This window comes from Polyangium jinanense, assembly GCF_028435265.1.
Taxonomy (GTDB): Bacteria; Myxococcota_A; Polyangia; order Polyangiales; family Polyangiaceae; genus Polyangium; species Polyangium jinanense.
Window position 1 is genome coordinate 41661 of record NZ_JAGTJK010000037.1, and the last position, 25539, is coordinate 67199.

The following is a 25539-nucleotide window of genomic DNA, read 5'->3' on the forward strand; positions in this document are numbered from 1 at the left end:
CGAGCGAGCCCCAGGCCAGCGAAAGAAGAACAACGAGCCCCGCGGAGGGGCTCGGCATGTCGCGATGGTCAACGGTCGGCGTTCTCGATGCTCGACAGGTGAACCTTCGAGACCTCGAAGAGAGCGGATGCGGGCGCCGGCCTCGGCATGGACGCACGTTCGTACGGCTCCGGATCCGCGAACGATGGTCGCGTGAACATACACGCGAAAGACCCTGGCCTTGACCCCCATACCTCTGTTATCGTCCGAACAGACATCATGAGCCTGTCGGCAACCTTCGGCGTCGAAGGCGGCGCCTCGCGCCCGAGCGGGGAGCCCTTCCAGCTCCTCGTCTTTCCTTTCCCCTTCAACCATTTCACTGTGCGCTCGTTCCGAGGCAGAGAGGAGCTGTCCGGCATCTACTCCTTCGATGTCGTTGTCACGGGGCCCGATATCGGTGAGGGCACGGTGGAGCGGCTCTCGCTCGGGCAACGTGCGCTCCTCGTGCTGCGGGCCGGGAAGGCGCCGCGCGTCTTTCACGGGATCGTAGCCTCGGTGCGTCACGAGGGGCTGCGCGGGGCGCACGGAGCTTCACAGGTTCGAATGCGCCTCGTATCCAGGTTATGGCTGCTCAAGCACCGACGTCGCTCGCGGATTTTTCAGAACCAGCGCATCGATCGGATCCTCGCGCAGGTGCTCGGCGAGGCGAACATCGATGCCCGCTTCCTGCTCCGCGGGGAGCACCCGATACGCGAGTATTGCACGCAATACGAGGAGACGGACTACCAGTTCGTCCGGAGGATCACGGCCGAGGCGGGAATCTTCTTCCATTACGCCCAGCCCTCGGCGATTGTGGAAGAAGCCCTCGCTGCTGCGAGCGATGCGATCGGTGGCGCTGCCGCAGGGCTGCTCGGCTATGCCGCGAGCGCGATGGCTGCCAAGGTGTTTACCGGGGAGACGGTGGTTTTCGCGGACGACGCATCGGCGTATCCACCGATCGACGACGGCGACCGGATCGGCGCGGTCGTCAGCGCTCTGGGCGTGCCCACGTCCGCCTCCACCGAGGTCGGCGGCGTTTCCATGAGTATTGGCCTCGAGGCCCCGGTGTTGCATTATCTCTCGATCGAGGGCACGAGCACCGCGGCATTCGACAAAGTGACGCGCTTCGAGCCGGTGAGCCGCGTGCGTACCAACACGGCCGTCTACCGGGACTACGATCCCGAGCGGCCCCTCGCTCTGATCACGACGCGCGCCGTCCACGAGCGTGACGAGGGAGCCGTGCTCCAGGTGTCTGCAAGCGCCTCCTCCGGCTCCGACGGGGCCTTCCGCGCGAGCGCCTCGGTGAACGTGCCGACGGAAGCCATCTCGTCGCTGATCGCTGCTCCCGAGCTCGAGCATTACGAGCACCACGCGCCTTTTCTGTTCCCGAAGTGGCGCCACGCCGAGCACGAACCAGCGCTCATCCTGCGCCAGAAGCGCCGCCGCGCGCACACCGCCGAGGGCGAGAGCACGTGCCAGGCTCTCGCCGTGGGCCACCGATTTCGGCTGGAGGACCATCCGGCGCACCACCTGAACCGTGGCTACGTGGTGACATCCGTGAAGCACGAGGGATGGGCAACTCCGCAGGCTGCGCACAAGGAGATTTTCCGCAATACCTTCAGCGCAGCGCCGGAGGACGTGACGATGTGCCCGCCGCGCCCGAAGCGAAGGAGTGTGCTCGTGGCGTTGACCGCGACGGTGGTCGGACCCGCGAGCGAGGAGATTCACACGGATCCGCTGGGGCAGATCAAGGTGCATTTCCACTGGGACCGCGAGGGACAGGGGAGCGCCGACAGCTCGTGCTGGGTGCGGACGATGCAAGCCTGGGGCGGCGCAGGATGGGGGACGCAGTTCATCCCGCGGGTCGGGATGGAGGTGGTGGTCACGTTCGAGGGCGGAGACCCAGACAAACCCATGGTTCTGGGATGCCTCTTCAATGGCACCCACCCGCCGTCGTTCCGATTGCCCGCGGACAAGACGCGGAGTGGTATCCGGACGCAGTCTTCGCCGGGCGCAAATGGGTTCAACGAGCTGAGCTTCGAGGACAAGGTCGGCAGCGAGCAAATTTACGTGCACGCCCAGCGGGATCTCGACGAGGTGGTGGAGCGCAATCATACGCTGGCCGTGCAAGGCGACGAATCGACCCGAGTGAATGGAGACCGGCGCGAAGAGATTCTCGGTGACGCCACGTCGCGGATCGGTGGGCGTCGTGAGGTCACCGTGGAGGGTGACAGCGCCTCGCAGGTCAGAGGAAATCGTATCGACGTCACGAGCGGGCACGAAGATCGGCGCGTGTCGGGCGATCTGACCACGCGGCTCGAAGGGCGCGAGCGGCGGCAGGTGACCGGGAATGCGGATCTCACGTATGGCGACGATTTGACCACCAAGATCCATGGCTGCGAGACCAAGGTGGTGGGACGCCACGATGCGGAGCGTTCGTATCTGCTGCACGTGGAGGGAGTGGCCAAGTTCGGGAGCACGGGGGCGATGGAGATAACCACCGATAAAGAGCTTGTCTTGCGCTGCGGAAAGAGCTCGGTGCGGATCACGGCCGACGGCATCGAGCTCTCCACGCCGTCGCTGCGGGTGAAGGGCGGCACCAGCGGTCTGTCGATGGCAGACGAGGGCGTCCAGATGAACACGGAGAATGCGCTGGCGCAGCTCCTCGGCGGCAAGGTCGTGCTGAAGACGCAGGGCGGCGCCTCGATCGCCATGGGCAGCGAGGTGAAGCTCGACGGAGCGAGGATTCTCCTGAATTCGCCCGAGCAGGCCAAGGATTCCCCGCCGCGAGAGCCGGAGCCGACGACGACCCTCTCGCTCGTGGATCAGGACGGCCATCCGCTCGCATACCAGCGATATCTCATCATCCTGGACGACGGCTCTGAGCAGAGCGGGATCCTCGACAAGGACGGGAGAGCAGAGGTGAGCGCGAAGGCGTCAGGGAGGATCGTCTTTCCGGACCTTTCCAAGGTGGAGATGGCGTGATGCGACCCTACGTGGTGAAGCAGGGCGATTACCTGACGAAGCTCGCTCATGTACACGGATTCGACGCGGACGAGGTGTGGGGACACCCGAAGAACGACGAGCTGCGTGCAATGCGGCCGAACCCGGAGCTCTTGGCGCCGGGAGACGTGATACACATCCCGGTCCAGACGAAGGAGGGACTTCCTTTCACGGCGGGGACGGCGAATCGATACCGGGCGTCGGTGTCACGCGTAGCGGTCGACCTGGTGTTCGAGGACGAGGAAGGACCGATGGCCGAGGAGCCCTACGAGGTCCGTGGACTCCGGGGCGCGGACGGGGAGCCATTGAATGGACAGACGGACGCGGATGGGCGCGTGCATTTCGACGTGCCGGTCACGGTGCGGGAGATCGAGATCCTGTTTCCTCGACGAAACGTGGCATACACCGGCCTCGTGGGGGACATGGATCCAGGCTCCGAGGAGAGCGGCATCCGCAAGCGCCTGGAAAACCTGGGCTTCTTGATCGCGGGCCCGGATCTCACCGTCGATCGTGAGGAGGCGCTCCGCGGAGCCCTGGTGGCCTTCCAGCGTTCGCGTGGTTTGCCGGTGACGGGAAAGCTCGACGCGGATACGAGAAAGGCGCTCATCGAGGCGCATGGGGCTTGAGGCCCCCGGGGACGACGTGGGTGACTCGGTCATGTCATTTGCTGGTGTCCCCCTCTCGCAGCTCGCCCACGTGGCGGCTGCGCAGGCCGAAGGGTTTTCGCTCGCGGAGATCCTCGCCGTCGAGGGCCTCGCGGTGGAGGAGCTTCGCGCAGCCGACGTGGCCTGCAAGGAAATGCTCTGCAATCCGGAGGCCGGGCCTCGGCTCTTCGCCGCGTACGCGTCGGCCCAAAAGCAGGCCGAGGAGCTCCTCACGCGTCGCGTCCAGCCTCTCGACGAGGATCTCGGCGCATGGGTCCATTTTCTTGCGATGTATGCGGCCAGCGAAGATCCACGCTCGATACTCCAGGATCTGGGTCTGACGCTGCCCGATCTTGCCCGGCTGGGTCGGGCGTGGAAGCAACGTTTCGAGGCCGATCGCGAGCTCGCTCGACGCGCCGAAAAGCTCGCGCGCGCGGGTGACCGGAAGGTCGCTTTGCCGGTGCTGCGCATCGAGCCTGCGAAGCTCGTTCCTTCTCCCCATGCTCGCCCGAAGCCCGTGCCGCCGTCACCGAATGCGCCCGCATTGTCCATACGCTCCAAGGTCCGTGACGTGCCCCCCGCGATCTCGGGTACTGCGCTTTCGCTCGACGTGCCCCGCGGTCCGGCCTTGCCATTCGTGGAAGGGCCAGACGTGGGCCCGCCCGAGCCGCTCCGGCTCCCTGTGGACGCTCCGCCGCGTGCCGCGCTATCAGGCACCACGCTTTCGCTCGACGTGCCTCGCGGCCCTGGTCTGCCGTTCGTCGATGCGGACCTATTGTCATTCGTGAACAAACGAACCGCGGCGCGCGTCCCTGTCGAGCTGTCGGGAACCGCGCTTGCCCTGGATGTCCCGCGAGGCCCCGCGCTTCCGTTCGTGGAGACGCAAGAGCCGGCGGCCCAGCCACCGCCAACGTCGGCCATCGAGCTTCCCCAATCGCCGCGCGTGGCGATTTCGGGGACGGCGCTTGCGCTCGACGTCCCGCGCAGTTCGGAAATGCCATTCGTCGGGACGGATGCAACGTCGAAGGCAAGTCACCCGGCAGTGGTGCGCGCCCCTGTCGAGCTATCGGGAACTGCACTTGCCCTCGATGTCCCGCGAGGCCCTGCGCTGCCGTTCGTGGAGACGCAAGAGCCGGCGGCCCAGCCGTCGCCAACGTCGGCCATCGAGCTTTCCCAATCGCCGCGCGCGGCGATTTCGGGGACGGCGCTTGCGCTCGATGTCCCTCGTGGCACCGACATGCCGTTCGATGATAGAAAGAATTCGAAGGAGCTTGCATCGACGCAGCTCCTCCTCGAGATACCGCGAGAGCTCGTTCGCCGGCCCCTTCCATCCTCCGCCCCCGCGCCGCCGGAGCTTCCGCCAAAGCTCACGCTCGAGGAGCACGCCGCGCTCACGGTGGAGCTCGCCATGTCGCCGGAGCGCTCGGCGGAGGTGCTCGCGCGTTACCGTATCACGCAGGCGGATCGAGAAGCGCTTGATCGGCTCTACCAGGCGATCGTGAGCGCAGACGAGCGAAAGCGCGGAGCATGGCACGATGCCTACAAAGCGCATTACGCGCGGATCGCGTCAATCCTCAACCGCCGATGAACACGGTCCCCGAGGCGATCACCCTGCCGTTCGGCGCGTCGGCCGGGTCGTTGCAGGTCGTTGCCGGATCACCCATCCGGGCGGCCGGCTTGTTCTCGATGAAAACGCTGCCGCTCCCCTTTTGCACCCTGGCCTCGTTGGACGGAGGCGTTTGAAACGACCCACCGACGGGGACGTGCGCGGGCTGATTCCGTGCCGTACTTCCCTCAGTGGCCGCGGGCTTGTCGTCCAGGAAAACGTCGCTGGCGAGCCCTCCCGCAAGCGTTCCAGCGAAAGGCATGAGTGTCGGCGTCGGGACAGGGCCGCCTGGGGAGGGAACGAGGACGACGTGCGTGTCGATGCCGCTGATGCAATCGCCCTCTTTTGCGCCGGGGGAACCCATGGCGACTGCCAAGGTAACAGCCGGAGGCTGGTCATGGCAAGGCTGAGTGTCCTTCACACAGAGCTTGACGACCGTCCCATGACTTGAAATCCTCTCGGCCCGTCCACCATGCGTGATCCGAGCTTCCGCTTCCCGGTCGAGAGGTATCGCGTGCACGTAGCACCCTCCTTCGGGGGCACGCGTAATACCATCCGCCTCGTGCGGACGATCCGCTGGATTGGCGCTCTGCCAGCCGGAGCTCCGAGCATGTTCGTGCTCGCGCGTGATGAGCAAGGTACGAGCTCCTCGCTATCCAAGGTGTCGACGCCCGGCGCCATGTTCGACATCGATCTACGCCGACTCGAGCCGGACGGGCGGCACGAGATCGGGTATGCGCTCGCGGGAGCGACTCCGCAGCCGGAGTTCACCGGCCCGCGCATCCGCTTTCGCCCGGCCGAGCTGCTCCGCGCGTCGCAGAAGATTCATGAAGAGGCGAAAGCGGACGAAGGGCAGGTATGGCTCGAGTGCATCGAGATCATCGAGCCTCCGCCCCATGATGAGACTCCCTGAAGGGAACGAGCGATGAACACGTTGGTCTTCCGCGCAGTCGATCGTCGTGGCGCGTTTTCCCCTGCGTGCAAGTTCATGATCTCGACCGACGAAGGGCAAACGTTCACACCTGCCCAGCAGGCGAGCGCAGGGCACGCTTACGCCAGTATACCCCTCGATGAGCTGGCGCGCGTGACGGTATACGCCATTCCGGACGACCCGCGGTACTGGCCAGAGTCGGCGGTGTTCGAGGTGCTCCCGGACGGCGCCGTCGCCTGTCCCGATAGCCCACGTGAGTTTTTCTCCACAATGGGCACCCTCCGATCGGGGCGCGACACGGTCACCGTCGTGCACTTCCACCTCTCGATCTTCCGGGATGCGTCCGAGAGGCTGCTCGAGAAGCTGCGGAATCCACCCCCCGATCGGTGGGAGCCGATCATGGCCGAGCCGACCTGGGGGCAGTCCTGGGTCTCCTCGGAGCCTGGGTTGGTCCCCATCGTGACCGAGCAGGTCGTCTCCGGCGATAGCGTGGCGTTCGCGGAGTTTGCGTATGCTCCGGGGTTCGACGTCCGCGTCCTGGAGCGAAAGGGGGATCAGGTCGTTCCGAAATACTTCGCCGTGGCGTGGCCGCGCGCGCTGCCGCGTGACGAGGGGGCGAATCCTACGCCGTTCCTGGTGTTCTTCACGCACCAGCTCGCCCAGAACATCAATGTGCTGCCGTACCTTAAGCAGTATCCCGACGGCTGGGATTATCTCTATACATCATTATATCGATACCTCAATTTCATGGGCAACCCACTCGACGCTGCGAGCGACGGGCCGTACACCCGGGGGCTGCTACCGCAGATCGCTGCTTCCGGAAAGAATCTCGTGCTGGTGCTCCCGGTGCCGAACGCGAACGACAAAGACGCGGAGCTCGGCGATGCCCTCGATGCCGGCATGATGGAGGCGTTTCTCCTCGAGATCCAATCGTTCTTCTTCAAGGAGGCTGGGCTCTTCCGATCGCCGAATCCGTACATCGGGCGTGTGGCGCTCGGTGCATTCAGCTCTGGCAACAACCACATTCCGCGATTCTTGAGCCGGCATCGCAATGCTTCACACCGATTCCGCTCGGATGCTCTGCGGGAGGTGTACTGCTTCGACACGAAGAGTCCGCTGGTGACTGGATGGGCCGACGCAGCGCTGCGCTGGGCCAGCACTGGCAAGGAGCATACGGGAAAGATGATCCGGATGTATGGTACGAACCCGGGGGCGTATGCGCCGGTCCACCAGGCTTTCTTCTCCAAGCCTGGTCCTGCGGTGGCACCCTATGTGTCCACTCATCCAATGAGGACCATCGCCGTGCTGCCAGAGTCATCGTGGCGTCGTGCTGTGGCGGAACTGAGCGCGAACGACGAGGGGCAAATCGTCCACCAGCTCATCTGTGGATCCATGCTCACGGATGCGCTTCGGCGGAGCGGATTTTGAAGGAGTCGTTCGTCGTGACAACCGTCCACGTGGCGAACCGAATCGGTGCATGTCTTATAACTCTACATCTACTGGGTTGCGAGCCGCATGCATCCCAGTTGATTCCCCCGCCCCCTCCGTCTGCGCCTGCTCCGTCTCCTGTGCCTCCGCCCATTGCGTCCACTCCGCCTCCGCCCGAGGAGGACGTCGATGACATTCCCCACGCGGTCGACCTGGAGCCGCCTCCACCGCCCTTCGATCCGGCAGCATGGCTCGCGCAACGGGGCGTCACCGCACCCATTCCCGAGAACCATTCCTGTAGACAGCCATTTCCAAGCGCGCCCGACCGACCAGACATGCTCCTGTGCCGCATGGCCGACCAGGCCCACGTGGGGCCTGATCTTGAGACGGCCTACTGGTACTCGGTCGGACACACCGTCGTGCTAGCGGTGTCTGGCAAGAATCTTCGCAAAGTCTTCGACGTAATCGATGGGGTGCTGCTCATGGATGCGCCCTCGCGTAACACCGGCGTCATGCTCCGGTTCGACGTGCGCGTAGAAGACGAGGGCGCCGCGGTCGTGGTGGAGGAGCGTCCCGAAGCGAATTGCGCCCGAGCGCTCGCGAAGCGCGAGGACTATGACCCTTCAGACGCGAAGCGCAACGCGGCCGACCGGCGCTTCCTGGAAAAGGCGTGCAGGAACGTGGGGCGACACGTCTTCTCGAAGGGACGATTCGTGCAAGTACGGTGAGCGGCTGAGCCTTGCCGCTGCTGGCCGCTTTCAGACGTCCCCCGTTCACCTGTTCGAGACTCGACCCATTCTCGGGCTGTAAGCACCGCGCGCAGCCGCCTGCAGCGCGAAGCGCGAGGACGACGAGCATGGCTTGGCCCTGAAGAGCGCGAGCACGACGGTACGCTCGCCCTCCCCGAGCAGGATTCCCTGATTGCCGCTCCCGCTTGCGTTCCCGCTTCCATTCCCTGCCCCGGACGGATTGCGCCCCCAAAAAGCACCGACGACATCCATTCCCCGACCTCGGATCCGAGAGTATGCTCCGCGTCCCCCATGGTAACGGCCCTCGAATTTCCTCCGCTCGAGGTCGGTGACGCCGGCCTCTCCGCGCTCGCGCGCGGCGTCATCGGCTCCGAGATCCTGAAGATTGCCAGCGAGATCCGGGCGATGAAGGCCAAGGGCGCCCAGATCTGCAACCTCACGGTCGGCGACTTCGATCCCGCCTACTTCCCCATCCCTGCCGAGCTCTGCGAGGGCACGCGCGCCGCGCTGGCCGAGGGCCACACGAACTACCCGCCCTCCGACGGCGTGCTCGTCCTGCGCGAGGCGCTCGTGCGCTTTTACGAGCGCGAGCTCGGCCTCAAGTACCCGCTCGAGTCCGTGCTCGTCGCCGGCGGCGCCCGCCCGCTCCTCTACGGCGCTTACCGCACGCTCATCGATCCCGGCGACGTCGCCGTCTACCCCGTGCCGTCCTGGAACAACAACCACTACGCCTACCTCTCCGGCGCGAGGGCCGTGGAGATCCCCGTCTCGGCCGCGTCGAACTTCTTCCCGACCGCCGACGACTTCCGGCCGCACATCAGCACAGCGCGCCTCCTCCTCATCAACTCGCCGCTGAACCCGACCGGCACCGTCATCGCCAAGGACGAGCTCCGCCGCATCGCCGAGCTCGTCCTCGAAGAGAACCGCCGGCGCCAGGCGGAGAACCTGCGCCCGGTGTTCCTCGTGTACGACCAGGTTTACTGGATGCTCACGCACGGCGAGGCGCGCCACGAAACGCCCGTCTCGCTCGTGCCCGAGATCGCGCCGTACGCGATCCTGCTCGACGCGCTGTCGAAGTCGTTCTGCGCGACGGGCATGCGCGTCGGCTGGGGGTTCATGCCGCCGGCGGTGCGGCGACGCATGGCGGACATCCTCGGGCACGTGGGCGCCTGGGCGCCGAAGGCCGAGCAGGTGGCGACAGCGGCGCTGCTCGACGCGCCCGACGCGATGCACACGTTCCTCTCGGGCGCGAAGGCGAAGGTGAAGGAGCGGCTCGACGCGCTCTTCGCCGGGTTCTCGGCGATGAAGCGCGAGGGTTTGCCCGTGGACGCGATCGCGCCGCAAGGGGCGATCTACCTGTCGGCGCGGTTCGACTGGATGGGCAAGACGATCCGGGGTCGTACGATCCAGACGAACGACGAGATCCGCAAGGTGCTGCTGGAAGAAGCGGGCCTCGCGGTCGTGCCGTTCCAGGCGTTCGGGCTACGCGAGGAGAACGGCTGGTTCCGGCTGAGCGTGGGCGCGGTGTCGATGGACGACATTCAGGCCGCGTTCCCGCGCCTCCGTGCACTCATGTCTGGTTGAGTTTCCCCGTCTCGCGGAGCCACGCCTCGCTCCGCCGCATGCCCTCGTCGAGCGGCACGCGCACCTGCCAGCCAAGCAATCGCTCGGCCTTCTCCGTCGGATACTGGAGCTTCCGCACGTACCGTTCGAGCCGCTCCGCCGTGAGCGGGATCCCGAGCTTGAGGAGCTCGTTCGCGCGGGCGATGAGGTACGCGATGGGCATGGGCACGCGGCGCGGGCGCTTGCCGCTCATCGCGCCGTAGAAGCTGAAGAAGCGCTCCCACGTGATGGCCGCATCGCTCGCGTTGAACGCCTCGCCCCGCGCCTCGGGCCGCGTCGCGGCGAGGCGCACCATGTCGACGACGTCGTCCACGTAGACGGGATACGCATAGCCCTGGCCGTTCCCGAAGATCACGGGCACGCCCTTCTGCACGAGCCGGAGCATGCCCACCGTCCACCCGCCCGATCGCGGCCCGTACACCATCGCCGGCCGCACGATCGAGATCGCGAGGTTCGTCTTCGCCGCCGCCTCGCGCGCCGCCTCCTCGCCGAGCGCCTTCGTGCGGCCGTAGAGATCCGCCTGCGCGACGTCGATCGGCACCGACTCGTCGATGTGGTCCGTCGACGGGAGCCCGTACGCAGAGATCGTGCTCACGAGGACGAACCGCTCGCACCCCGCGCGCGCCGCAGCCGTGACGAGCGCGCGCGTCGCGTCCACGTTGACCGCGTACGCGTCCGCCTCGCCGCCCTTGCCACGCTCGACCCACGCGGCGAGGTGGAAGACCACGCGTTTGCCCTCGCAGAGCCGCTCCATCGCGCCGGCGTCGCGTACGTCGGCCCGGTGGATCGTCACGCCCGCGTCTCGAAGCCGCGCCTCCTCCGAAAAGGATCGCCCGGCGCCGACCACGCTCGCCTTGTCCTCGGCCGCGAGGCGCTCGGCCAGGCGTCCTCCGATGAACCCGCTCGCGCCGGTCACGAGGACCGGAACCTCCGTCAACGACACGTCACTCATCGGGGCGCGAGTCTACTGCCCCGCGCGGCGCCTGGGGAGCGCTGCTCGCTCGCTTCAGGGCACGATGCCGCTCGTCACCTCGAGCGCGACCTCCGGCGACACTTTTACGGTGGCCTCGCAGCTCTCCGTGCCCTCGCAGGACGTGGCGGCGACCTGGACCTTCGCGTCCACGCGGAGCGTCGCGTGCCCCGCCGGCGAGCCCTCCGGGATCCGCACGACGATCTCCCTGTCCACGACGCTCACCTGCGGCGGCGCCGGCAGCTCGAGCGTCTCGTCGTCGTACGTGAACACGACGTCGATGTCCTCCTCGGCGAGCTCATCGCCGGGCGCGGACCACGCGAGCGCGAGGTCGATGCCGGGATCGATCTTGTTCTGCGGATGGCTCGGGGTGATCGTGCGCTCGGCGAGCAGGTCCTCGAAGTCGAGCGCGATGCGGGCCGTATCGTCCGAGACCACGAAGTGCGTCTTGTCTTTGCCGAGGTTCTCCTCGGCGAGGGCCTTGCGGAAGGTGGGCGCGCCGCAGACCCAGCCGTCTTTCGAGGGCGTCTCGCCGCCGCGGATGAAGAGATCCATCGGCCGCTCATCCACCTTGGCCTCGATGCTGTCGGTGATCGCCTCGCACGTCCCCTCCTTGGCCACGAGCGCGAGCGAGACGCGCGGCGACTCGCCAAACTCCACCTCGACCCGCGCGCGGGTAGGGTCGAGGTCAGCGAGGGTGGTCTCGGACTCGAACAGATCAAAGAGGGCGCAGCCTGAAGATCCGAGGGCGAGTGTCGCGAGAAACGGCAAGGCGAGGAATCGAGGGAGGATCACGCGGGCGGGCATGCTGGGCGCCAAGGGCAAACGGCGTACCCGGCACGGACAAACGCCCACGACGCGATTTCGCTGCGAAATGACGCGGCGCGCGCAAATGGTTTTTCGCGGCCCGTGACGCGGGAGCGTCGGGATTCGGTCGAGAAGGTGACCAAACCGGGCGGTCGCGAGCACGCGAGGGCGGATCGGAGCAGCGTCGACACCGGCGCGAGGTGCGTCGGACGGTACGCACGCGTGCGACACGTGCTCCGCATGCGGCAGGGTATCCGCAGGGGGGTGCGCGGCCCATGCGCAGGTCCCCTTGGGCGGACGGCGGACGTTCCGGGAAAATTTCGAGCTTTGCAGATTCCTCGTGGACCGAACCGAGGCACGCGTTGACCACGCCGCGCCTCCTCGCCTAGCCTTTCTCCCGATGGTCCTGCATCCGCGGCTGGGCCCTTTGCACGACGTACGCCCCCGGCTCGTCGCGTTCGGCAACGTCGCGGTCGGCTTCATCGCCATCGGCAACGTCGCGGTCGGCTTCATCGCCATCGGCGCGAGCGTGGCCGTCGGGCCGATCGCGATCGGGATCAACGCCGTGGGCATCCTGCTCGGGCTCGGGATGAACGCGGTCGGCACGGCTGCGATCGCGCTGATCAACGGGCTCGGGCTCTTCACGTTCGCCGGCGTGAACGGGCTCGGCGCGCGCGCATTCGCCTACGTGAACGTGGGGCAAAGCGTGTTCGTCGCGCTGCTCTGGGCCGGCGTGCAGCTCGTCGCCGCGCATCTCGTGAAGCGCCGGATGCCCGCAGCGGCCGAGGAAGCTCCGCCGCAAACGGTGCCGCTCGGAGAGCTCACGTCGGGGGCACGCGACGAGGGGCTCGTCCGCGCGCGGGTCGTCTCGACGACGGAGACGAGCGTGCTGGTCGAGGAGGACACGCCGGAGGAGAACGTTGCCCAGCTCGTGCTCTCGGGTCCGGCGCGCGCGTCGCTCGAAGCAGCCCAGCGTGCGTCCGGTTCGCCCGCGTTGCTCGTGACGGTGCGCGCCTCGCGCGAGACGCAGCCACAAGCGGCGCAGGCAAACTACCGCAGCGCGCCGGAGGTGAGGCGCGTGCTCTGGGGCGAGCATTTCGAGGCGATCCCGGCGCCGCCGCCCATCTGGGCGCGACCAGGCGTGGTGCAGCGGCTGTCGCGCACGAGCATGTTCGCCGCGGCAGCGATCGCGATCGTGGAGTTCGTGCGATCGTGGCTCTGAGAGGGTGTTCCACGCTTGGGGCCGCCGCGCCGGGGCGCTGCCCCGGACCCCGCGGGGGCTATCCGCCCCTCGACCCGGACCAGGGCAAGCCCTGGACTCGGGGTGGAAGAACTGCGCGATGCGCAGTTCTTCCCACAGGCCGGTGGCAAGACCATGAGGGTGCGTTGCACGCTGGCAGCGGGCACGTTGCCCGTTGAATCCTCAACGCCGCTGTCTTGGTGGGCAGGGTCGTCGTTGGTCTTGACCTGGCCTGTTCGATGAACTGCGCATCGCGCAGTTCATCGACCCCGGGTCCAGCGCTTGCGCTGGTCCGGGTCCAGGGGTGGACAACCCCTGGTGGGGCCTGGGGCAACGCCCCAGCTCAGCGCCTCCAGATGAGACCCATGCTCAGGAGCCTGCTGGCTCTTGGCCGTCGGACGTCGTCGGCTTGCCTTCCTGCGCTGCCGCCTCGTTCTTCTTTCGCGTGGCGGCGGCCTTGTCTGCGTACATTGAGCGATAGGCGAGCGTCTCCTCGAAGATGGCGAGTAGCCCTGGCTTCTTGTCGTCTTGTGCTGTGTCGATCACGGATTTGCCGAGCCGGCTGATGAGCGTTTCGAGCTTGTCCTCGTAGTACACCTCGCTCTCGCGCAGGATCTCGGACAGCTTGGCGACGCCTGGCGCGTCTTTCCGGATGAGCGCGAGGATGACGACGATCTCGAGGATCTCCTGGTAGGTCTTGGCGTGGATCCGGGCTTCATCGCCGTGCTCGGGGATCGCCTTGGCCAGCTCGTTGAGCACGCGCGCGAGGCCAGGCTTGGACCGGCGAAACTTGTTGAGCTCCCCGCTCTTCACGTCGACGAGCTTGTCCTTGTAAGACGTCACGTCGAAGATGCCTTCCCCCGTGTACTTCCCCACCGAATCGTCTGCCATGAGGCCTCCATTTCCGTACTAGGCGGATGGAGCACGTTACCGATCTGGATACGAAGTGTCAATTAACACAGAGGACAGATACAAAACGAGCGGGGTACCAGATCGGGGCCCTGAGGTCGCCCTCCGCGTCAGGCGACATCCCGTCTGCGTCATGCGCGGTCTCATGTTGCGTCATGCGAGGGTCGGTTTGGGGGCATGGGAGCGCATCCCGCTCGGGAGATCTCGCAGCCTCGAAGATGGGATGTCTCGGTCGTGTATTGCGAGGTCACCTTCCGAGGGCGTGTGGTCTTGTTCTTCGAATGAGACATCCGCGCTTCGCACATGCGATCGCATCCGCCGGGATGGGACGTCTTGGTTCGTGGATGCCATGTCTCATCCTGGAGATGCGTCCTGTGATTCTTGGGAGGACACGTCCCAACCTTCGCAGGAGACGTCGCAGCTCAGGGGAGTGCCATCTCGTCTTCCGATTGCGTGGTCCCAGCCGCGGACAGCGCGGACGAACCCTCCGCAAGAATCTTTGTCACCTCTCCACGTGCGCGGCCAATTCATGGGAGGCTGATGCGTCGTGGGGACCACTGACGGTTGACAGAAGGCCGAGACTTCTGATCGCCTTCAGGCGATGACCTCTCCGCGCGTGCGTTCCCTCCTCTCCGTTGGGCTCGTGGCCTGCGCGACGATGGCGCTCGTGCCGCTCGGCTGCGCGGCCAAGATTCGTTACCCCGTGCAGCAGGACGACCGCCCGCGCGTGCCGGACGCCACCGCGGAGCGGCTGCGAGCGTGCGTCGATGAGTTCGGCGGTGACCTGCCCCGGGGGGAATTCACGTTCGATGTCGCGTTGACGGTCGACGAAGATGGACAGGTCGTGGATGTCAAGAGCAAAGGCGTGCCCCATGAAGAGCTCGCGATATGCATGCGGATCGCGCTGCGAGGCATGACCGTCCCGGAGGAGCTCGTCAGGCTGCGCGAGCTGCGCCTGCCCGCGTCGCCCGCTTCCACGAACGGGCAGGCGGCGGCCGAGCGTGGGCTCGTCGGGCACCCCGGAGTGCTCGTGGCCGTGGGGATCGCGCTCGCGGACCTCGTCATCGAGGCGGGGCCCGCCATCATCATCGTGATCGCCGCGTCGGTGGAGATTGGCAAGTCGGAGATTGCGGAGGCGGCTCGGAAGCGGCCCAAGCCGAACTTGAACCGATGCCTCGACGCCGCCGCGGGTGGCGGTGTGCTGTGGGACAATCTGTGCAACTCGATAACGAACAAAATTCATGCCCAGGATTGCTGGGAGCTAAAATTGGAAAGCGAAGAGATGAAGAGAAATTGGTGTAAATGGAGATTCGGAAAGTGACGACGTCCAAGCCTCGAAAGACCACCTCGAAAACCAAACGACCTCGCTGGATCGCCGAGCGCCGTCTTGAGCGACGTGACGCCGTCGGGGGCATCGTCGTGGTCCGCATCGGTTCTCCTGAATTACCCCCTGGCGACGAGGTGTGGAGATGCCCCTTCGTCATCCTGGGACTGGGTGATGACTCGATTCAATTTAGCAAAAGCATCGATTCGATGGCTGCGCTCCAAAACGCCCTCACAGGTATTCGATGCAAGCTCGTGCAGAGCGGAATTCCCCTTCGATGGGAGGGCGGTGAAGAAGGTGACCCGGGTTTTCTCGTTTATGTGCCCTCGGCATTCGGCCTCGCGTTCCAACAGCGTATGGAAAAAATGATCCAAGCGGAGATCGAGGAGCTCGTCCGGCCCATCAGCGAGCGCCACGAGCGTCGAGAGGCTCGGCGCAAGGCGCGGGCGAAGCCGCGAACGGAATGATTCTGCTGGGGATCCTGCCGTAGCGAGGGAGAACATGCCTGCTAGCGCGAAAACCACCTCGAAAACCAAACGACCTCGCTGGATCGCCGAGCGCCGTCTCGAGCGGCGTGATGCCGTCGGGGGCATCGTGGTGGTCCGCATCGGTGTTCCTGTATGGCCCTCTGGCGCCGGGCCCTGGAAATGCCCGTTCATCATCTTGGGGCTCGGCGACGAATCGATTCAATTTGGTTACAGCGAAGATTCGATGGGGGCCATCCAGAATGCCTTGAGTGGCATTCGCAGCATGCTCGTGCAGAGCGGGATTCCGCTTCGATGGGAGTTGGAGGGGGCTGAGGAAAATGACACTGGGTTTCAGATGGCTGTACCCTTCGCATATGGCCTCGGTTTTCAACAACACCTTGAAAAAATGATTGAAGCAGAGATCGAGGAGCGCGCCCGTCTCTTCCGCGAGCTCATCGAGCGTCGAAAGGCGCGCCGCAAGGCGAGGGTAAAGCCGCGAAAGGAATGATCCTGCTGGGGATCCTGACGTAGCGAGGGAGAACATGCCTGCTAGCGCGAAAACCACCTCGAAAATTAAACGACCTCGCTGGATCGCCGAGCGCCGTCTTGAGCGACGTGACGCCGTCGGGGGCATCGTCGTGGTCCGCATCGGTTCTCCTGAATTACCCCCTGGCGACGAGGTGTGGAGATGCCCCTTCGTCATCCTGGGACTGGGTGATGACTCGATTCAATTTGGCAAAAGCATCGATTCGATGGCTGCGCTCCAAAATGCCCTGCGGGGCATTCGCAGCAAGCTCGTGCAGAGTGGTATTCCGCTTCGGTGGGAGGGACTTGACGAAGATGACACTGGTTTTTCCATGGAGGCGGACAGAGGCTATGGGCTCGCGTTTCAACAACGCATCGAACAAATGATCCTCGACGAAGAAGAGAAGCTCGTCCGGCCCATTCGCGAGCGCCATGAGCGCCGCGAGGCTCGGCGCAAGGCGCGGGCGAAGCCGCGAACGGAATGATCCTGCTGGGGATCCTGCCGTAGCGAGGGAGAACATGCCTGCTAGCGCGAAAACCTCTTGACCTGGGCCGAAACTTCGTTCTTGGGGCTCGGCACCAACGGGCGCATCTACGTGCCCGAATCCGATTGCCCGAAGCCGCCAGGCGAAGAATGTCGCTCAACCTGACGGTCCTTCTCCCTTCGCCGCCGCGATCCGCGCGAGCGCACGCGCCTCGGCCACCTCCATCGGCGTCCGCCCGGTCGCCTTCGCCTCGTCGAGCACGAGGCGCGCGGTTTCGCCGAGCCGATCGATGAGCGGCGTGCGGTCCGGAAGGCCCATCACGGAGAGGCCGATCCCATCGATCACCGCGCCCGCCGAGGCGATCGGATCCGGCACGTGGAGGACGCCACGCGCGGCGAGAAGGCCCGCGATCTCGGGCGAAGCGAGCGCGTTGTTCGCCGCGCCGCACACGGCCCAGGCGCGCATCGCGTGGACGACCTCGGCCGTGACGACGCCCCCGACGGCGCACGGCGCGACGATGTCGACATCCTCGACGAGGATCCGATCCGCCGAGGTGACCCGCGCGCCGGGGATCTTCCGAGCGACCTCCTCGGCGCGGCGCGCATCCACATCCGCGAGCACGATCCGGAGGCCCGCCTCGGCCAGCACCTCGGCCGCGCGCGCGCCGATCGCGCCCGCGCCCTGCACCGCCACCGAGAGCCCTTCGAGCGGCACGCCCCGCACCGCCGCGCATGCCTCGATGCACCGAACGAGCCCCCGCGCCACCGCCGCCGCGAGGCCTCGCTCGTCCGTGTGCACGTGCCGCGTGTGCTCGGCCATCACCGCGAGATCCGCGGCCGTCGTCCCGAGATCGCCGGCCGTACGGAACACGCCGCCGAGCTCCTCGACCACCTGCCCGAGCCGCGCGAACGCGGCCTTCCGATCGAGCCCGTCGGCGAGAAGCACGACCGCCTTCCCGCCGCCCGCGTCGAGCCCGGCGAGAGAGCACTTGCGCGTCATGGCCCGCGCAAGCGCGAGCACGTCCGCGAGCGCCGCGTCCGACGACGGATATCGCATCGTGCGCACGCCGCCCACGGCGGGCCCGAGCGTCGTGTCGTCGAGGGCCACGATCGCGCGCAGACCCGAGCGAGGATCCGCGACGAACATGCACCGCGGGCCGCCCGCCGCGGCCAAAGTTGCGAAGAGTTCCTCCATGGATCGCAAAGACGCACCGATCGCCCCGCGACGCAAGCGCGTGCTCCTCTCGGTCGCGCGTGGCGCGGGCCTCGCATGCCCCTCGCGCGCGGAGCGGAGGTGCGGGCATGGACGAATCATCCTTCCTGGACGAGGTCGCGTGGCGTGGTGGGCTCGGAGAGACGTCGCTCGTGCGAGCGATGTCCGAAGCCGTCCTCCGGGCGTTCGCCGAGACGCTCGTCCCCGACGAGGCCCGCGCCCTCGCGCACGCGCTCCCGGAGCCGCTCGCGGCCTTTCTCCTCGACGGCCCGCACCTTGGAAACCTCTCCGAAGAGGCGCTCTACCGCCGCGTCGCCGACCGCGAGGGCACGCTCCTCGGCTTCGCCATCGAGCACACCCGGCTCGTCCTCGGCGTCCTCGGCGAAAAGCTCCCCGAGACCACCCGCCTCCGCTTGCGCCGCCACCTCACGCCCGAGCTCGGCGAGCTCCTCGCACCGCGCGAGCCCCTTCCGCCGCCTCCGGTCCACCTCCGCCGGCCGCACGAGCCCAAGCTTGGCAAAGGAAACACCCTCGCCACCGGTCGCCCCGGCAGCCAGAAGCCGCTCAGCGAGGCTCGGCCCGAGCGTGCTCATGCGGAATCGGTCGTCCGCGCCGAAAACCCCCACCAGGAGACAAAACTCTCGTCGAGCTGCGGGCTCACGCAGGAGCGCGAGCACGAAACCCTCGCCGAGGGCGAACCCGGGCCGCGGAGACCCGTGAGCGAAAAAGGCCGCTAGAAGCGAGGCCTCCGCGGGTCGTTGGAATCTGGCAGGAAGCTACGATCCGGATCCGAAATCGTGTACCTTCCGACCGAGCCGCCCTCGCCGATGCAGACCCGGGGGCGGGTCGTGCGGAAAGGCACGGGCGGATGCAGGCTGGCCAGCAAATCACGCCGACGCTTCGGCTCCAGGGCCTTCTCGGGAAGGGAGGCATGGGCAGCGTGTGGGTCGCCGACCATCTCGCGCTCGGGACCCAGGTCGCCGTCAAGTTCATGTCCCCGGCCTACGTCGAGAACGCCTCGCTCGTGCAGCGGTTCCGCACGGAGGCCATGGCCGCGGCGCAGATCAAGAGCCCACACGTCGCGCAGGTCTTCGATCACGGCTTCACCGCCGACGGCACGCCCTACATCGTGATGGAGCTGCTCGAAGGCGAAGACCTCAAGCGCCGCATCCGTCGCGAAGGACCGCTGCCGCTCAAGGACGTGGCGCTCGTCGTGTCGCAAGCCTCGAAGGCGCTCTCCCGCGCGCACGCGCTCGGGATCGTCCATCGCGACATCAAGCCGGACAACATCTTCCTCTGCAACATCGACGGCGAGACCTTCGTCAAGCTGCTCGACTTCGGCATCGCCAAGATGGGCCCCGATAGCGCCCTCGGCGCCACGACCACGGGCTCGATGATGGGCACGCCGCTCTACATGAGCCCCGAGCAGCTCCTCAGCGCCAAGCGCGTCGATCACCGCTCGGATCTCTGGTCGATCGCGGTCGTCGCCTACCACGCGATCACGGGCCGCGTGCCCTTCCACGGCGAGACCGTCGGCTCGCTCGGGGTCGCCGTGCACACGGGCGCCTTCCATCTCCCGAGCACGCTCCGGCCCGACGTGCCGCCGGCCGTCGACGCGTGGTTCCAGCGCATGCTGCGGCGTGATCCAGCCGAGCGGTTCGGCACGGCGAAGGAGATGGCCGAGGCGCTCGAGCAAGCCATCCTCGGCGCACCGTCGCCCTACGCGGTGACCGGCGGCGTCACGCGCGGGTCGCTGCACACGCACCCCGAGCCGACGCCCGCGCCGTACTCGGGCGGGCCGATGGCCGCGACGCCGGCCCCGAGTTCCATGCACGGCTACACCTCCTCGCCGTACAGCGCGCCGCAAAGCCCCGCGAGCGCGCCGCAGACGCTCATCGGGACCTCGACCACGGCCGCGCGCGCGGGCGGCGGCAAGAAGCCCGCAATCATCGCCGCCGGCGTGGCCGTGCTCGTCCTCGGCGCCGTGGGCCTGTTCCTCGCCGTCGGCCGAAGCAACGACACCACGCCCGTCTCCGCCGCACCCGGCGAGGCCTCCACCAGCGCTCTCACCGCAGCGCCCACGCCTTCCCCGTCCCCCACGCCCGTCGTCGCGCCGGCGCCCCCGCCCACCACGAGCGCGCTCGCCGAACCGGCCGCGTCCGCCGCGACTGCGAAGACGGCCGAGGACAACCCCACGACCCGCAAGACGGCGACCGCGCCCGCGACGACGGCCCCACCCCCGCCCGCCACGACCACGAAGACCGCGCCCAAGCCGCCCAAGGGTGGCAAGGACAACATCGGCTTCTGAACCACGGCTTCCATGCGCCATACGCAAGCTCGACTCGGTGCCACAGCGACGATCGTCGCGCTCGGCCTCTCGCTCTCTGGAGCGGCAGCAGCCCAGGGAAAACAGCCTTCGGCCGCCGCCAAGCAGACGGCGCGGGAGCTCCTCGTCAATTGTCGTGAAAAACTCGCCGCGAAGAAGCTCCCCGAGGCGCTGAAGGATTGCCAGGGCGCGCACGCGATCATGGGCGTGCCCTCGACCGGGCTCGATCTCGCGCGCGTGCAAGAGGCCATGGGCCACCTCGTCGAGGCCCGCGAGATCGCCCTCGAGGTGACGCGCTTCGACAACTCCGCCGGCAACGCCGCCTTCGACACGGCCATGACCGAGGCCGAGGCCCTCGCGCAAAGCCTCGAGCCAAAGATCCCCTCGCTCGTGATCAACGTGAACGGCCCGCCCTCCGGCGCCGAGATCACCGTGAAGGTCGACGCCGAGGTCATCCCGCAAGCGGCCGTGTCGCTCCCGTACAAGGTGAACCCAGGCGAGCACACCGTCGTCGTCTCGGCCGCAGGCTTCGGCCAGCGGGCAGAAAAAGTGCAGGTCGCAGCCGGACAAACCCGCGCCGTCGACGTCACGCTGAGCCCGGCCTCGGGGGGCGGCGGGGACGTCGTGGATCCATTCGGCAAACCGGAGTCCCCAGCCGACGAGGGAGGCGGGCGGCAAATCCCGGTGTGGGCATGGATCACGGGCGGCGTCGGGCTCGTCGGGGCCGGCGTGGCCGTGGGCTTCGGAATCGACTTCAGCGACGCGCAAAAGACCGTGAGCCGCGATTGCCCGGGCAACGCCTGCAACGAGAACTATACGCCCGCGGAAGCGCAGGCCCTGCAAGCGAGGTGGAACCGCTCGCTCGGGCTCACCGTGGCAGGCAGCGTCGTCGGCGCCGCGGGGATTGGAGCGGCGATCTTCGGCATCGTGACAGCGCCGAAAAAGGGCGCACCCGCGCCGTCCACGGGGTTCGTCCCGTGGATCGGTCCGTCCGGCGTCGGCGCTTCCGCGTTCGGCCATTTCTGACCACGCGCGCAGTCCGTCGCGCACGCGTGCGGATGTCCCGTATGGAAGCCCGCGCGCGCCGCGCCTTGGCCGCGCCCTTGTGGTACAAACGACGCCATCGTGCTGCTTGCTCGCATCCGCCTCGTCGGCCTCGGCCCCTTCGGCGACATCACGCTGCCCTTCTGCGACGCGGATGGCTCCCCCCGGCGTCTCTGCGTCATCTTCGGCGGCGAAGGGGTAGGCAAGACGGCGGTGCTCGCCGCCATCGCCACGACCCGCCCAGGCCACGCCGTCGCGCAGCTCGTCAACGCTCGGGCATCCGGGTCGCCAACCGGCGCCTTCCGCCCCGAAGCCCAGCGCGAACCTCGCCCCGAGGCGCCGCCGTTCGTCGTGGCCGACTGGCTCCTCGGCGACGACGACCCGGCCCGGCCGCATCCGCTCTGCATCGCAAGCCCGAACGCGCGCCTCGACGAGCGCGACGACGAAGCGCTCCTCCGCCGCCGCGAGCAGGCCCTCTTCGATCGCCGCGCCAGCGAGCGGGGGTTCGTCCTGATCTCCCTCTCGGGCGCCCGCTGGTTCTCGCGCACGCCCGTGCTCCTCACGACGCCCGAGCGCACCCTGCTCCGCTACGACGTCCGCGCCTCCGCGAGCTTCGACGACGCAAGCCGCACCGACATCGCCCGCGAGACCAAGCAGGTCCTCTCGTTCGCCTGCATCACAGCCGCCCTGTCCCGCAAATCGGACAGCGCGCCGGCCGCCGCAGCCCGGCTGGAGACGGCGCTCGTCAACGTGCTCGCCGCGCTGCTCGAAGAGGACGGTGTGACCTTTGTCGGCGTCGATCCCGTGCGCCTGGAACCCCTGTTCCGCGACGCCGACGATCGCCTGATCGAGTTCGACGACCTGCCCCGCAGTCTGCGCCACCTCGTCGCCTTCGGCGCGCAAGCCGTGCGCTCGCTATTCGCCGCCTTCCCAGACCGCGATCCCCGCGAGGCCGAGGGCGTCGTGCTCATCGACGACGTCGAGATCGAGCAGCCCGCCCATCGTCTGCGCACCCTCGTCCCGCGCCTCCGCCGCGCCTTGCCGCGCGTGCAGTGGATCCTGACGTCGAGCTCCCCCGACGTGGCACTCGGCTGCGCCCCCGGCGAGATCATCGCCTTGCGCCGTCTGCCCGGCGCCGCAGCCATCGAGCTCCACGAGGGCGAGGACGCGGTTTTGCATTAGTCTCGGCTTGAGGCCGCTGCGCTGGGGCGTTGCCCCAGGCCCCACCAGGGGTTGTCCACCCCTGGACCCGGACCAGCGCAAGCGCTGGACCCGGGGTCGATGAACTGCGCGATGCGCAGTTCATCGAACAGGCCGAGGCAAGACCGCAAGCGACCCTGCCGACCAAGACCGCGACGTTGTGGCAACGCTGGCCGTGCGTGAGACCAACCTCGCCGGTCTTGCCACCGGCCCGTGGAAGTACTGCGCATCGCGCCGGTCTTCCAACCTCGAGTCCAGGGCTTGCCCTGGTTCGGGTCGAGGGGCGAATAGCCCCCGCGGGGCCCGGGGCAGCGCCCCGGCGCGGCGGCTCCAGAGAGTCGTTCTTCGCCGGACTTCTCTGCGACCTTCAATGGTACGCTTGGGCTCTCTCATGCTTGCACGACTTCTCCGGGGAACTGGAATCCTTTTTGGTTTGCTCGTGGCCGGCGGGACCCTCGTCGCCTCTGGCGCATGCTCGCTTGGCAACGTCACGCAGGACGACTGCAAGAGCGACGACGAGTGCGTCCTCGCGATCGGCCCGAACAGCACGTGTGTCGCGGGGTACTGCACCGATCCGCCCGCGTGCTCCACGGGCCACGATTGCCGCAAGCTCGGCGGCGGCGGCGCGTGCGTCGACGGCGTCTGCGTCTCGGCGTTCCCCAAGCACCCGCAGTGCAGCACGATCCTCGAGCCGGCGGACCTCGCTGACCGGCCCCTCGCCGGCCCTGACGCGCCGCTCGTCATCGGCAGCATCTTCTCGATCGGCGAGGCGAAAGACGAGGTCCTCACGCAGTCGGTCCGCGTCGCCGTGCGCGAGATCAATGGCAGCGACAAACTCAACCGCGGTCAGCGCATGGCTGTTGTCGTCTGCGACAACGGCGGCGAGAACAACACCGCGACCGGCGCCGCGCGCGACGAGCTCAACCAGGCTGCACTCGACTACCTTGCGGGCACGCTTGGCGTCCCGTACATCGTCGGCCCCCTCTCCTCCTCGGACTCGCTCCGGCTCATCGCGCGCCTCAAGGAGAAGCAGTATCCCACGGTGATCATCTCGCCCTCGGCGACGAGCCCGGCGCTCACGGACGCCGACGATCGCCTCGCGACGAACGAGCCGGGGCTCTTCTGGCGCACCTGTCCGAGCGACACGCACCAGGGCCTCGTCATGGCGAACGACGTGATCTCACCCGACCCTGTCGTCGCGGGCGGCAACGTCGCCGTCGCCTACGTCAGCGACGCGTACGGCCAGGGCCTCGCCACCGTCTTCCGGGAGAGGTACGGGCTCGACAAGTCCCAGCTCTTCCCGATCGAGGAGGCCAAGCTCTCCGATCCCGCGGCGCTCGCCAAGCTCGCCTCCGATGTCGACATGTACAACCCCGCCGGCGTCCTCGTGATCACGGTTCAGGCGGGACAAACCGTCGAGATCTTGAAGGCGATGGTGGGCAAGCCGGTCGCGGGGCGTAAGTTCTTCTTCACGGACGGCGCCAAGGACGCGACGAAGCTGCTCGATCCGAACCTCTCCTCCGAGGTGAAGCAGATGATCGCGGGCTCCCAGGGCACCGCGCCCGCGAGCCCCTCGGGGCAGATCTACGAGACCTTCCGCGCGAACATGCAGTCGCAGTTCGACACGGATCCGGCCGATTTCTCGTTCACCGCGCATGCCTACGACGCCACGTACGTCGGCGCGTACGGGGTCATCTGGGCCTCGCGCCAGGGGACGGATTACGACGGCCGGCAGGTGGCCGAGGGCATGGGGCGCCTGGCCTCGGGGGATATCATCGATATCACCTCGACCGCCTGGCCCAAGGGGAAGAGCACGCTCGCCGCGGGCGGCAACATCAACATCTCCGGCACCTCGGGCCCGCTCAATTTCGAGCCCGCGACCGGCGAGGCCCCGGGCCGCATCGAGATCTGGGCCGTCTCGAACGACCAGTTCGTGACGGTCACGGTCAAAGACCCCCCGTGATCGGACGCCCGCGCGGCTTGCGTTCCCGCCGCGCCCCGCTTACACGCGGCCCATGCGCGCCGTCGTCATTCGTTCTCCCGGGGGACCCGAGGTCCTCGAGCTCCGCGACCTGCCCGATCCCGACCCGCCCTACGGCCACGTCCGTGTCCGCGTCCACCTCACGGGCGTCAACCGCGCCGACCTCCTCCAGCGCGCCGGCTTCTACCCTGCCCCGCCCGGCGTCCCCGCCGACATTCCTGGCCTCGAATACGTCGGCACGGTCGACGCCGTCGGCCCCGGCGTCACCCGGTATTCGGGCGGCGAGCGCGTCTACGGCATCATCGCGGGCGGCGCTTATGCCGAGCGGCTCGTCGCGCACGAGCGCGAGGTCGTCCCCGCGCCCGCGGGCCTCTCCGACGAGGACGCCGCGGCCGTTCCCGAGGCATTTCTGACGGCGCTCGACGCGCTCCTCGTGCGTGGCCGCCTCGCGCCCGGCGAACGGGTCCTCGTGCATGCGGCGGGCAGCGGCGTCGGCACCGCGGGCGTCCAGATCGCCCGCGCGCTCGGCTGCTTCGTGATCGGCACGAGCCGCACCGCGGACAAACTCGATCGATGCCGCGAGCTCGGCCTCGACGAGGGCATCGTCGTCCCGGGCGGCGTCTTCGCGGCCGAGGTCCTCGCCCGCACGGGCGGGGCCGGCGTGGACGTCGTCCTCGACCTCGTGGGCGGCGCCTACGTCCCGGAGACCCTTGCCGCGGCCGCGAAGAAGGCCCGCATTGTCATCGTGGGCTTGACGGCGGGAGCGAGCGCGCCCGTCCCGCTCGGCGTGCTTTTGCAAAAGCGGCTGGAGGTCATCGGCACGGTGCTCCGGTCGCGGCCGATCGAGGAGAAGATCGAGGCGGCGAAATTGCTCGAGCGCACGATTGGCCCGTGGCTCTCGCGGGGAATCGTGCGGCCCGTGGTCGATCGCGTGTTTCCGCTTTCGGAGGCGGTCGAGGCCCACCGGTACGTCGCGTCGAACGTGTCGTTCGGCAAGGTCTTGCTCGACGCTCGGGTCTAGTCTCGAGGGGGACGCGAGGCGAGCTC

Annotated in this window: 23 protein-coding genes; 18 read left to right on the forward strand and 5 right to left on the reverse strand. The window is 67.6% G+C overall.

Annotation, left to right across the window (positions count from 1 at the left end; translation table 11 throughout):
• Positions 1–258 precede the first annotated feature (258 nt).
• Genes KEG38_RS39605 through KEG38_RS39615 form a run of 3 tightly spaced genes read left to right on the forward strand, consistent with a single transcriptional unit; the run spans position 259 to position 5253 of the window.
• The gene (locus tag KEG38_RS39605; protein ID WP_272425648.1) at positions 259–3003 is read left to right on the forward strand and encodes a type VI secretion system Vgr family protein; all 2745 of its coding nucleotides are present in this window, start codon (positions 259–261) and stop codon (positions 3001–3003) included.
• Positions 3003–3647 (forward strand): peptidoglycan-binding domain-containing protein, encoded by a 645-nt coding sequence (locus KEG38_RS39610; RefSeq protein ID WP_272425649.1) that lies wholly within the window; start codon positions 3003–3005, stop codon positions 3645–3647. Before KEG38_RS39605 ends, KEG38_RS39610 begins: the two co-directional genes overlap by 1 nt.
• A 31-nt stretch (positions 3648–3678) precedes the next feature.
• A complete protein-coding gene (locus KEG38_RS39615) occupies positions 3679–5253 on the forward strand; it encodes a hypothetical protein (protein ID WP_272425650.1) in 1575 nt (524 codons plus the stop codon).
• Here the strand turns inward: KEG38_RS39615 and KEG38_RS56195 are convergent.
• Positions 5240–5635 carry a PAAR domain-containing protein gene (locus KEG38_RS56195; RefSeq protein ID WP_372518222.1) on the reverse strand — a complete coding sequence of 132 codons (396 nt, stop codon included), beginning with the start codon at positions 5633–5635 and terminating at the stop codon, positions 5240–5242. The genes KEG38_RS39615 and KEG38_RS56195 overlap by 14 nt on opposite strands.
• Positions 5636–5833: 198 nt before the next feature.
• Here KEG38_RS56195 and KEG38_RS39625 point away from each other — a divergent pair, with 198 nt between their 5' ends.
• The 4 genes from KEG38_RS39625 (at position 5834) to KEG38_RS39640 (ending at position 9963) form a co-directional block, all read left to right on the forward strand.
• Positions 5834–6184: a hypothetical protein gene (locus tag KEG38_RS39625; protein ID WP_272425652.1), complete on the forward strand. Its 351-nt coding sequence runs from the start codon at positions 5834–5836 to the stop codon at positions 6182–6184.
• 12 nt (positions 6185–6196) lie between these two features.
• Complete coding sequence (locus tag KEG38_RS39630; RefSeq protein WP_272425653.1) at positions 6197–7630, forward strand: hypothetical protein; 1434 nt, start codon at positions 6197–6199, stop codon at positions 7628–7630.
• Positions 7631–7980: 350 nt separating this feature from the next.
• Complete coding sequence (locus tag KEG38_RS39635) at positions 7981–8358, forward strand: hypothetical protein (RefSeq protein WP_272425654.1); 378 nt, start codon at positions 7981–7983, stop codon at positions 8356–8358.
• Between the two features lie 312 nt (positions 8359–8670).
• Positions 8671–9963, forward strand: coding sequence for a pyridoxal phosphate-dependent aminotransferase (locus KEG38_RS39640; protein WP_272425655.1), 1293 nt, complete (start codon positions 8671–8673; stop codon positions 9961–9963).
• Here the strand turns inward: KEG38_RS39640 and KEG38_RS39645 are convergent.
• Together KEG38_RS39645 and KEG38_RS39650 are read right to left on the reverse strand one after the other, a co-directional pair.
• A complete protein-coding gene (locus KEG38_RS39645) occupies positions 9950–10954 on the reverse strand; it encodes an NAD-dependent epimerase/dehydratase family protein (RefSeq protein WP_272425656.1) in 1005 nt (334 codons plus the stop codon). The two genes, KEG38_RS39640 and KEG38_RS39645, sit on opposite strands and share 14 nt — an antisense overlap.
• 54 nt (positions 10955–11008) lie before the next feature.
• A complete protein-coding gene (locus tag KEG38_RS39650) occupies positions 11009–11779 on the reverse strand; it encodes a hypothetical protein (protein ID WP_272425657.1) in 771 nt (256 codons plus the stop codon).
• 400 nt (positions 11780–12179) lie between these two features.
• Between KEG38_RS39650 and KEG38_RS39655 the strand changes: the two genes are divergently transcribed.
• A complete protein-coding gene (locus KEG38_RS39655) occupies positions 12180–13001 on the forward strand; it encodes a hypothetical protein (protein WP_272425658.1) in 822 nt (273 codons plus the stop codon).
• A 387-nt stretch (positions 13002–13388) separates the two neighbouring features.
• Here KEG38_RS39655 and KEG38_RS39660 read toward each other — a convergent pair whose 3' ends face one another.
• Entirely contained in the window at positions 13389–13910 is a 522-nt protein-coding gene (locus KEG38_RS39660) for a hypothetical protein (RefSeq protein WP_272425659.1), read from the reverse strand.
• 619 nt (positions 13911–14529) lie between these two features.
• On the opposite strand from KEG38_RS39660, the gene KEG38_RS39665 reads away from it, so the two are divergent.
• Genes KEG38_RS39665 through KEG38_RS39680 form a run of 4 tightly spaced genes read left to right on the forward strand, consistent with a single transcriptional unit; the run spans position 14530 to position 16729 of the window.
• Entirely contained in the window at positions 14530–15249 is a 720-nt protein-coding gene (locus KEG38_RS39665) for a hypothetical protein (protein ID WP_272425660.1), read from the forward strand.
• Positions 15246–15719, forward strand: a complete 474-nt coding sequence (locus KEG38_RS39670; protein WP_272425661.1) for a DUF6968 family protein — start codon at positions 15246–15248, stop codon at positions 15717–15719. The genes KEG38_RS39665 and KEG38_RS39670 overlap by 4 nt, the downstream gene beginning before the upstream one ends.
• A gap of 34 nt (positions 15720–15753) precedes the next feature.
• Positions 15754–16227 carry a DUF6968 family protein gene (locus KEG38_RS39675; RefSeq protein ID WP_272425662.1) on the forward strand — a complete coding sequence of 158 codons (474 nt, stop codon included), beginning with the start codon at positions 15754–15756 and terminating at the stop codon, positions 16225–16227.
• A gap of 34 nt (positions 16228–16261) precedes the next feature.
• The gene (locus KEG38_RS39680; protein WP_272425663.1) at positions 16262–16729 is read left to right on the forward strand and encodes a DUF6968 family protein; all 468 of its coding nucleotides are present in this window, start codon (positions 16262–16264) and stop codon (positions 16727–16729) included.
• 156 nt (positions 16730–16885) lie between these two features.
• Here the strand turns inward: KEG38_RS39680 and KEG38_RS39685 are convergent, their stop codons facing one another.
• Positions 16886–17923, reverse strand: coding sequence for a Glu/Leu/Phe/Val dehydrogenase dimerization domain-containing protein (locus KEG38_RS39685; RefSeq protein ID WP_272425664.1), 1038 nt, complete (start codon positions 17921–17923; stop codon positions 16886–16888).
• A gap of 107 nt (positions 17924–18030) precedes the next feature.
• Between KEG38_RS39685 and KEG38_RS39690 the strand changes: the two genes are divergently transcribed.
• From KEG38_RS39690 to KEG38_RS39715, 6 genes are all read left to right on the forward strand, one after another.
• Positions 18031–18678, forward strand: coding sequence for a DUF2267 domain-containing protein (locus tag KEG38_RS39690; RefSeq protein ID WP_272425665.1), 648 nt, complete (start codon positions 18031–18033; stop codon positions 18676–18678).
• Positions 18679–18809: 131 nt separating this feature from the next.
• On the forward strand, positions 18810–20249 hold the full coding sequence (locus tag KEG38_RS39695) for a serine/threonine-protein kinase (protein ID WP_272425666.1): 1440 nt from the start codon (positions 18810–18812) through the stop codon (positions 20247–20249).
• Between the two features lie 12 nt (positions 20250–20261).
• Complete coding sequence (locus tag KEG38_RS39700; protein WP_272425667.1) at positions 20262–21293, forward strand: carboxypeptidase-like regulatory domain-containing protein; 1032 nt, start codon at positions 20262–20264, stop codon at positions 21291–21293.
• Between the two features lie 99 nt (positions 21294–21392).
• Positions 21393–22493 carry an amino acid adenylation domain-containing protein gene (locus KEG38_RS39705; RefSeq protein ID WP_272425668.1) on the forward strand — a complete coding sequence of 367 codons (1101 nt, stop codon included), beginning with the start codon at positions 21393–21395 and terminating at the stop codon, positions 22491–22493.
• A gap of 409 nt (positions 22494–22902) precedes the next feature.
• Complete coding sequence (locus KEG38_RS39710; protein ID WP_272425669.1) at positions 22903–24474, forward strand: type 1 periplasmic-binding domain-containing protein; 1572 nt, start codon at positions 22903–22905, stop codon at positions 24472–24474.
• Positions 24475–24526: 52 nt separating this feature from the next.
• Positions 24527–25513 carry an NAD(P)H-quinone oxidoreductase gene (locus tag KEG38_RS39715; protein ID WP_272425670.1) on the forward strand — a complete coding sequence of 329 codons (987 nt, stop codon included), beginning with the start codon at positions 24527–24529 and terminating at the stop codon, positions 25511–25513.
• The last annotated feature ends 26 nt before the right edge of the window (positions 25514–25539 follow it).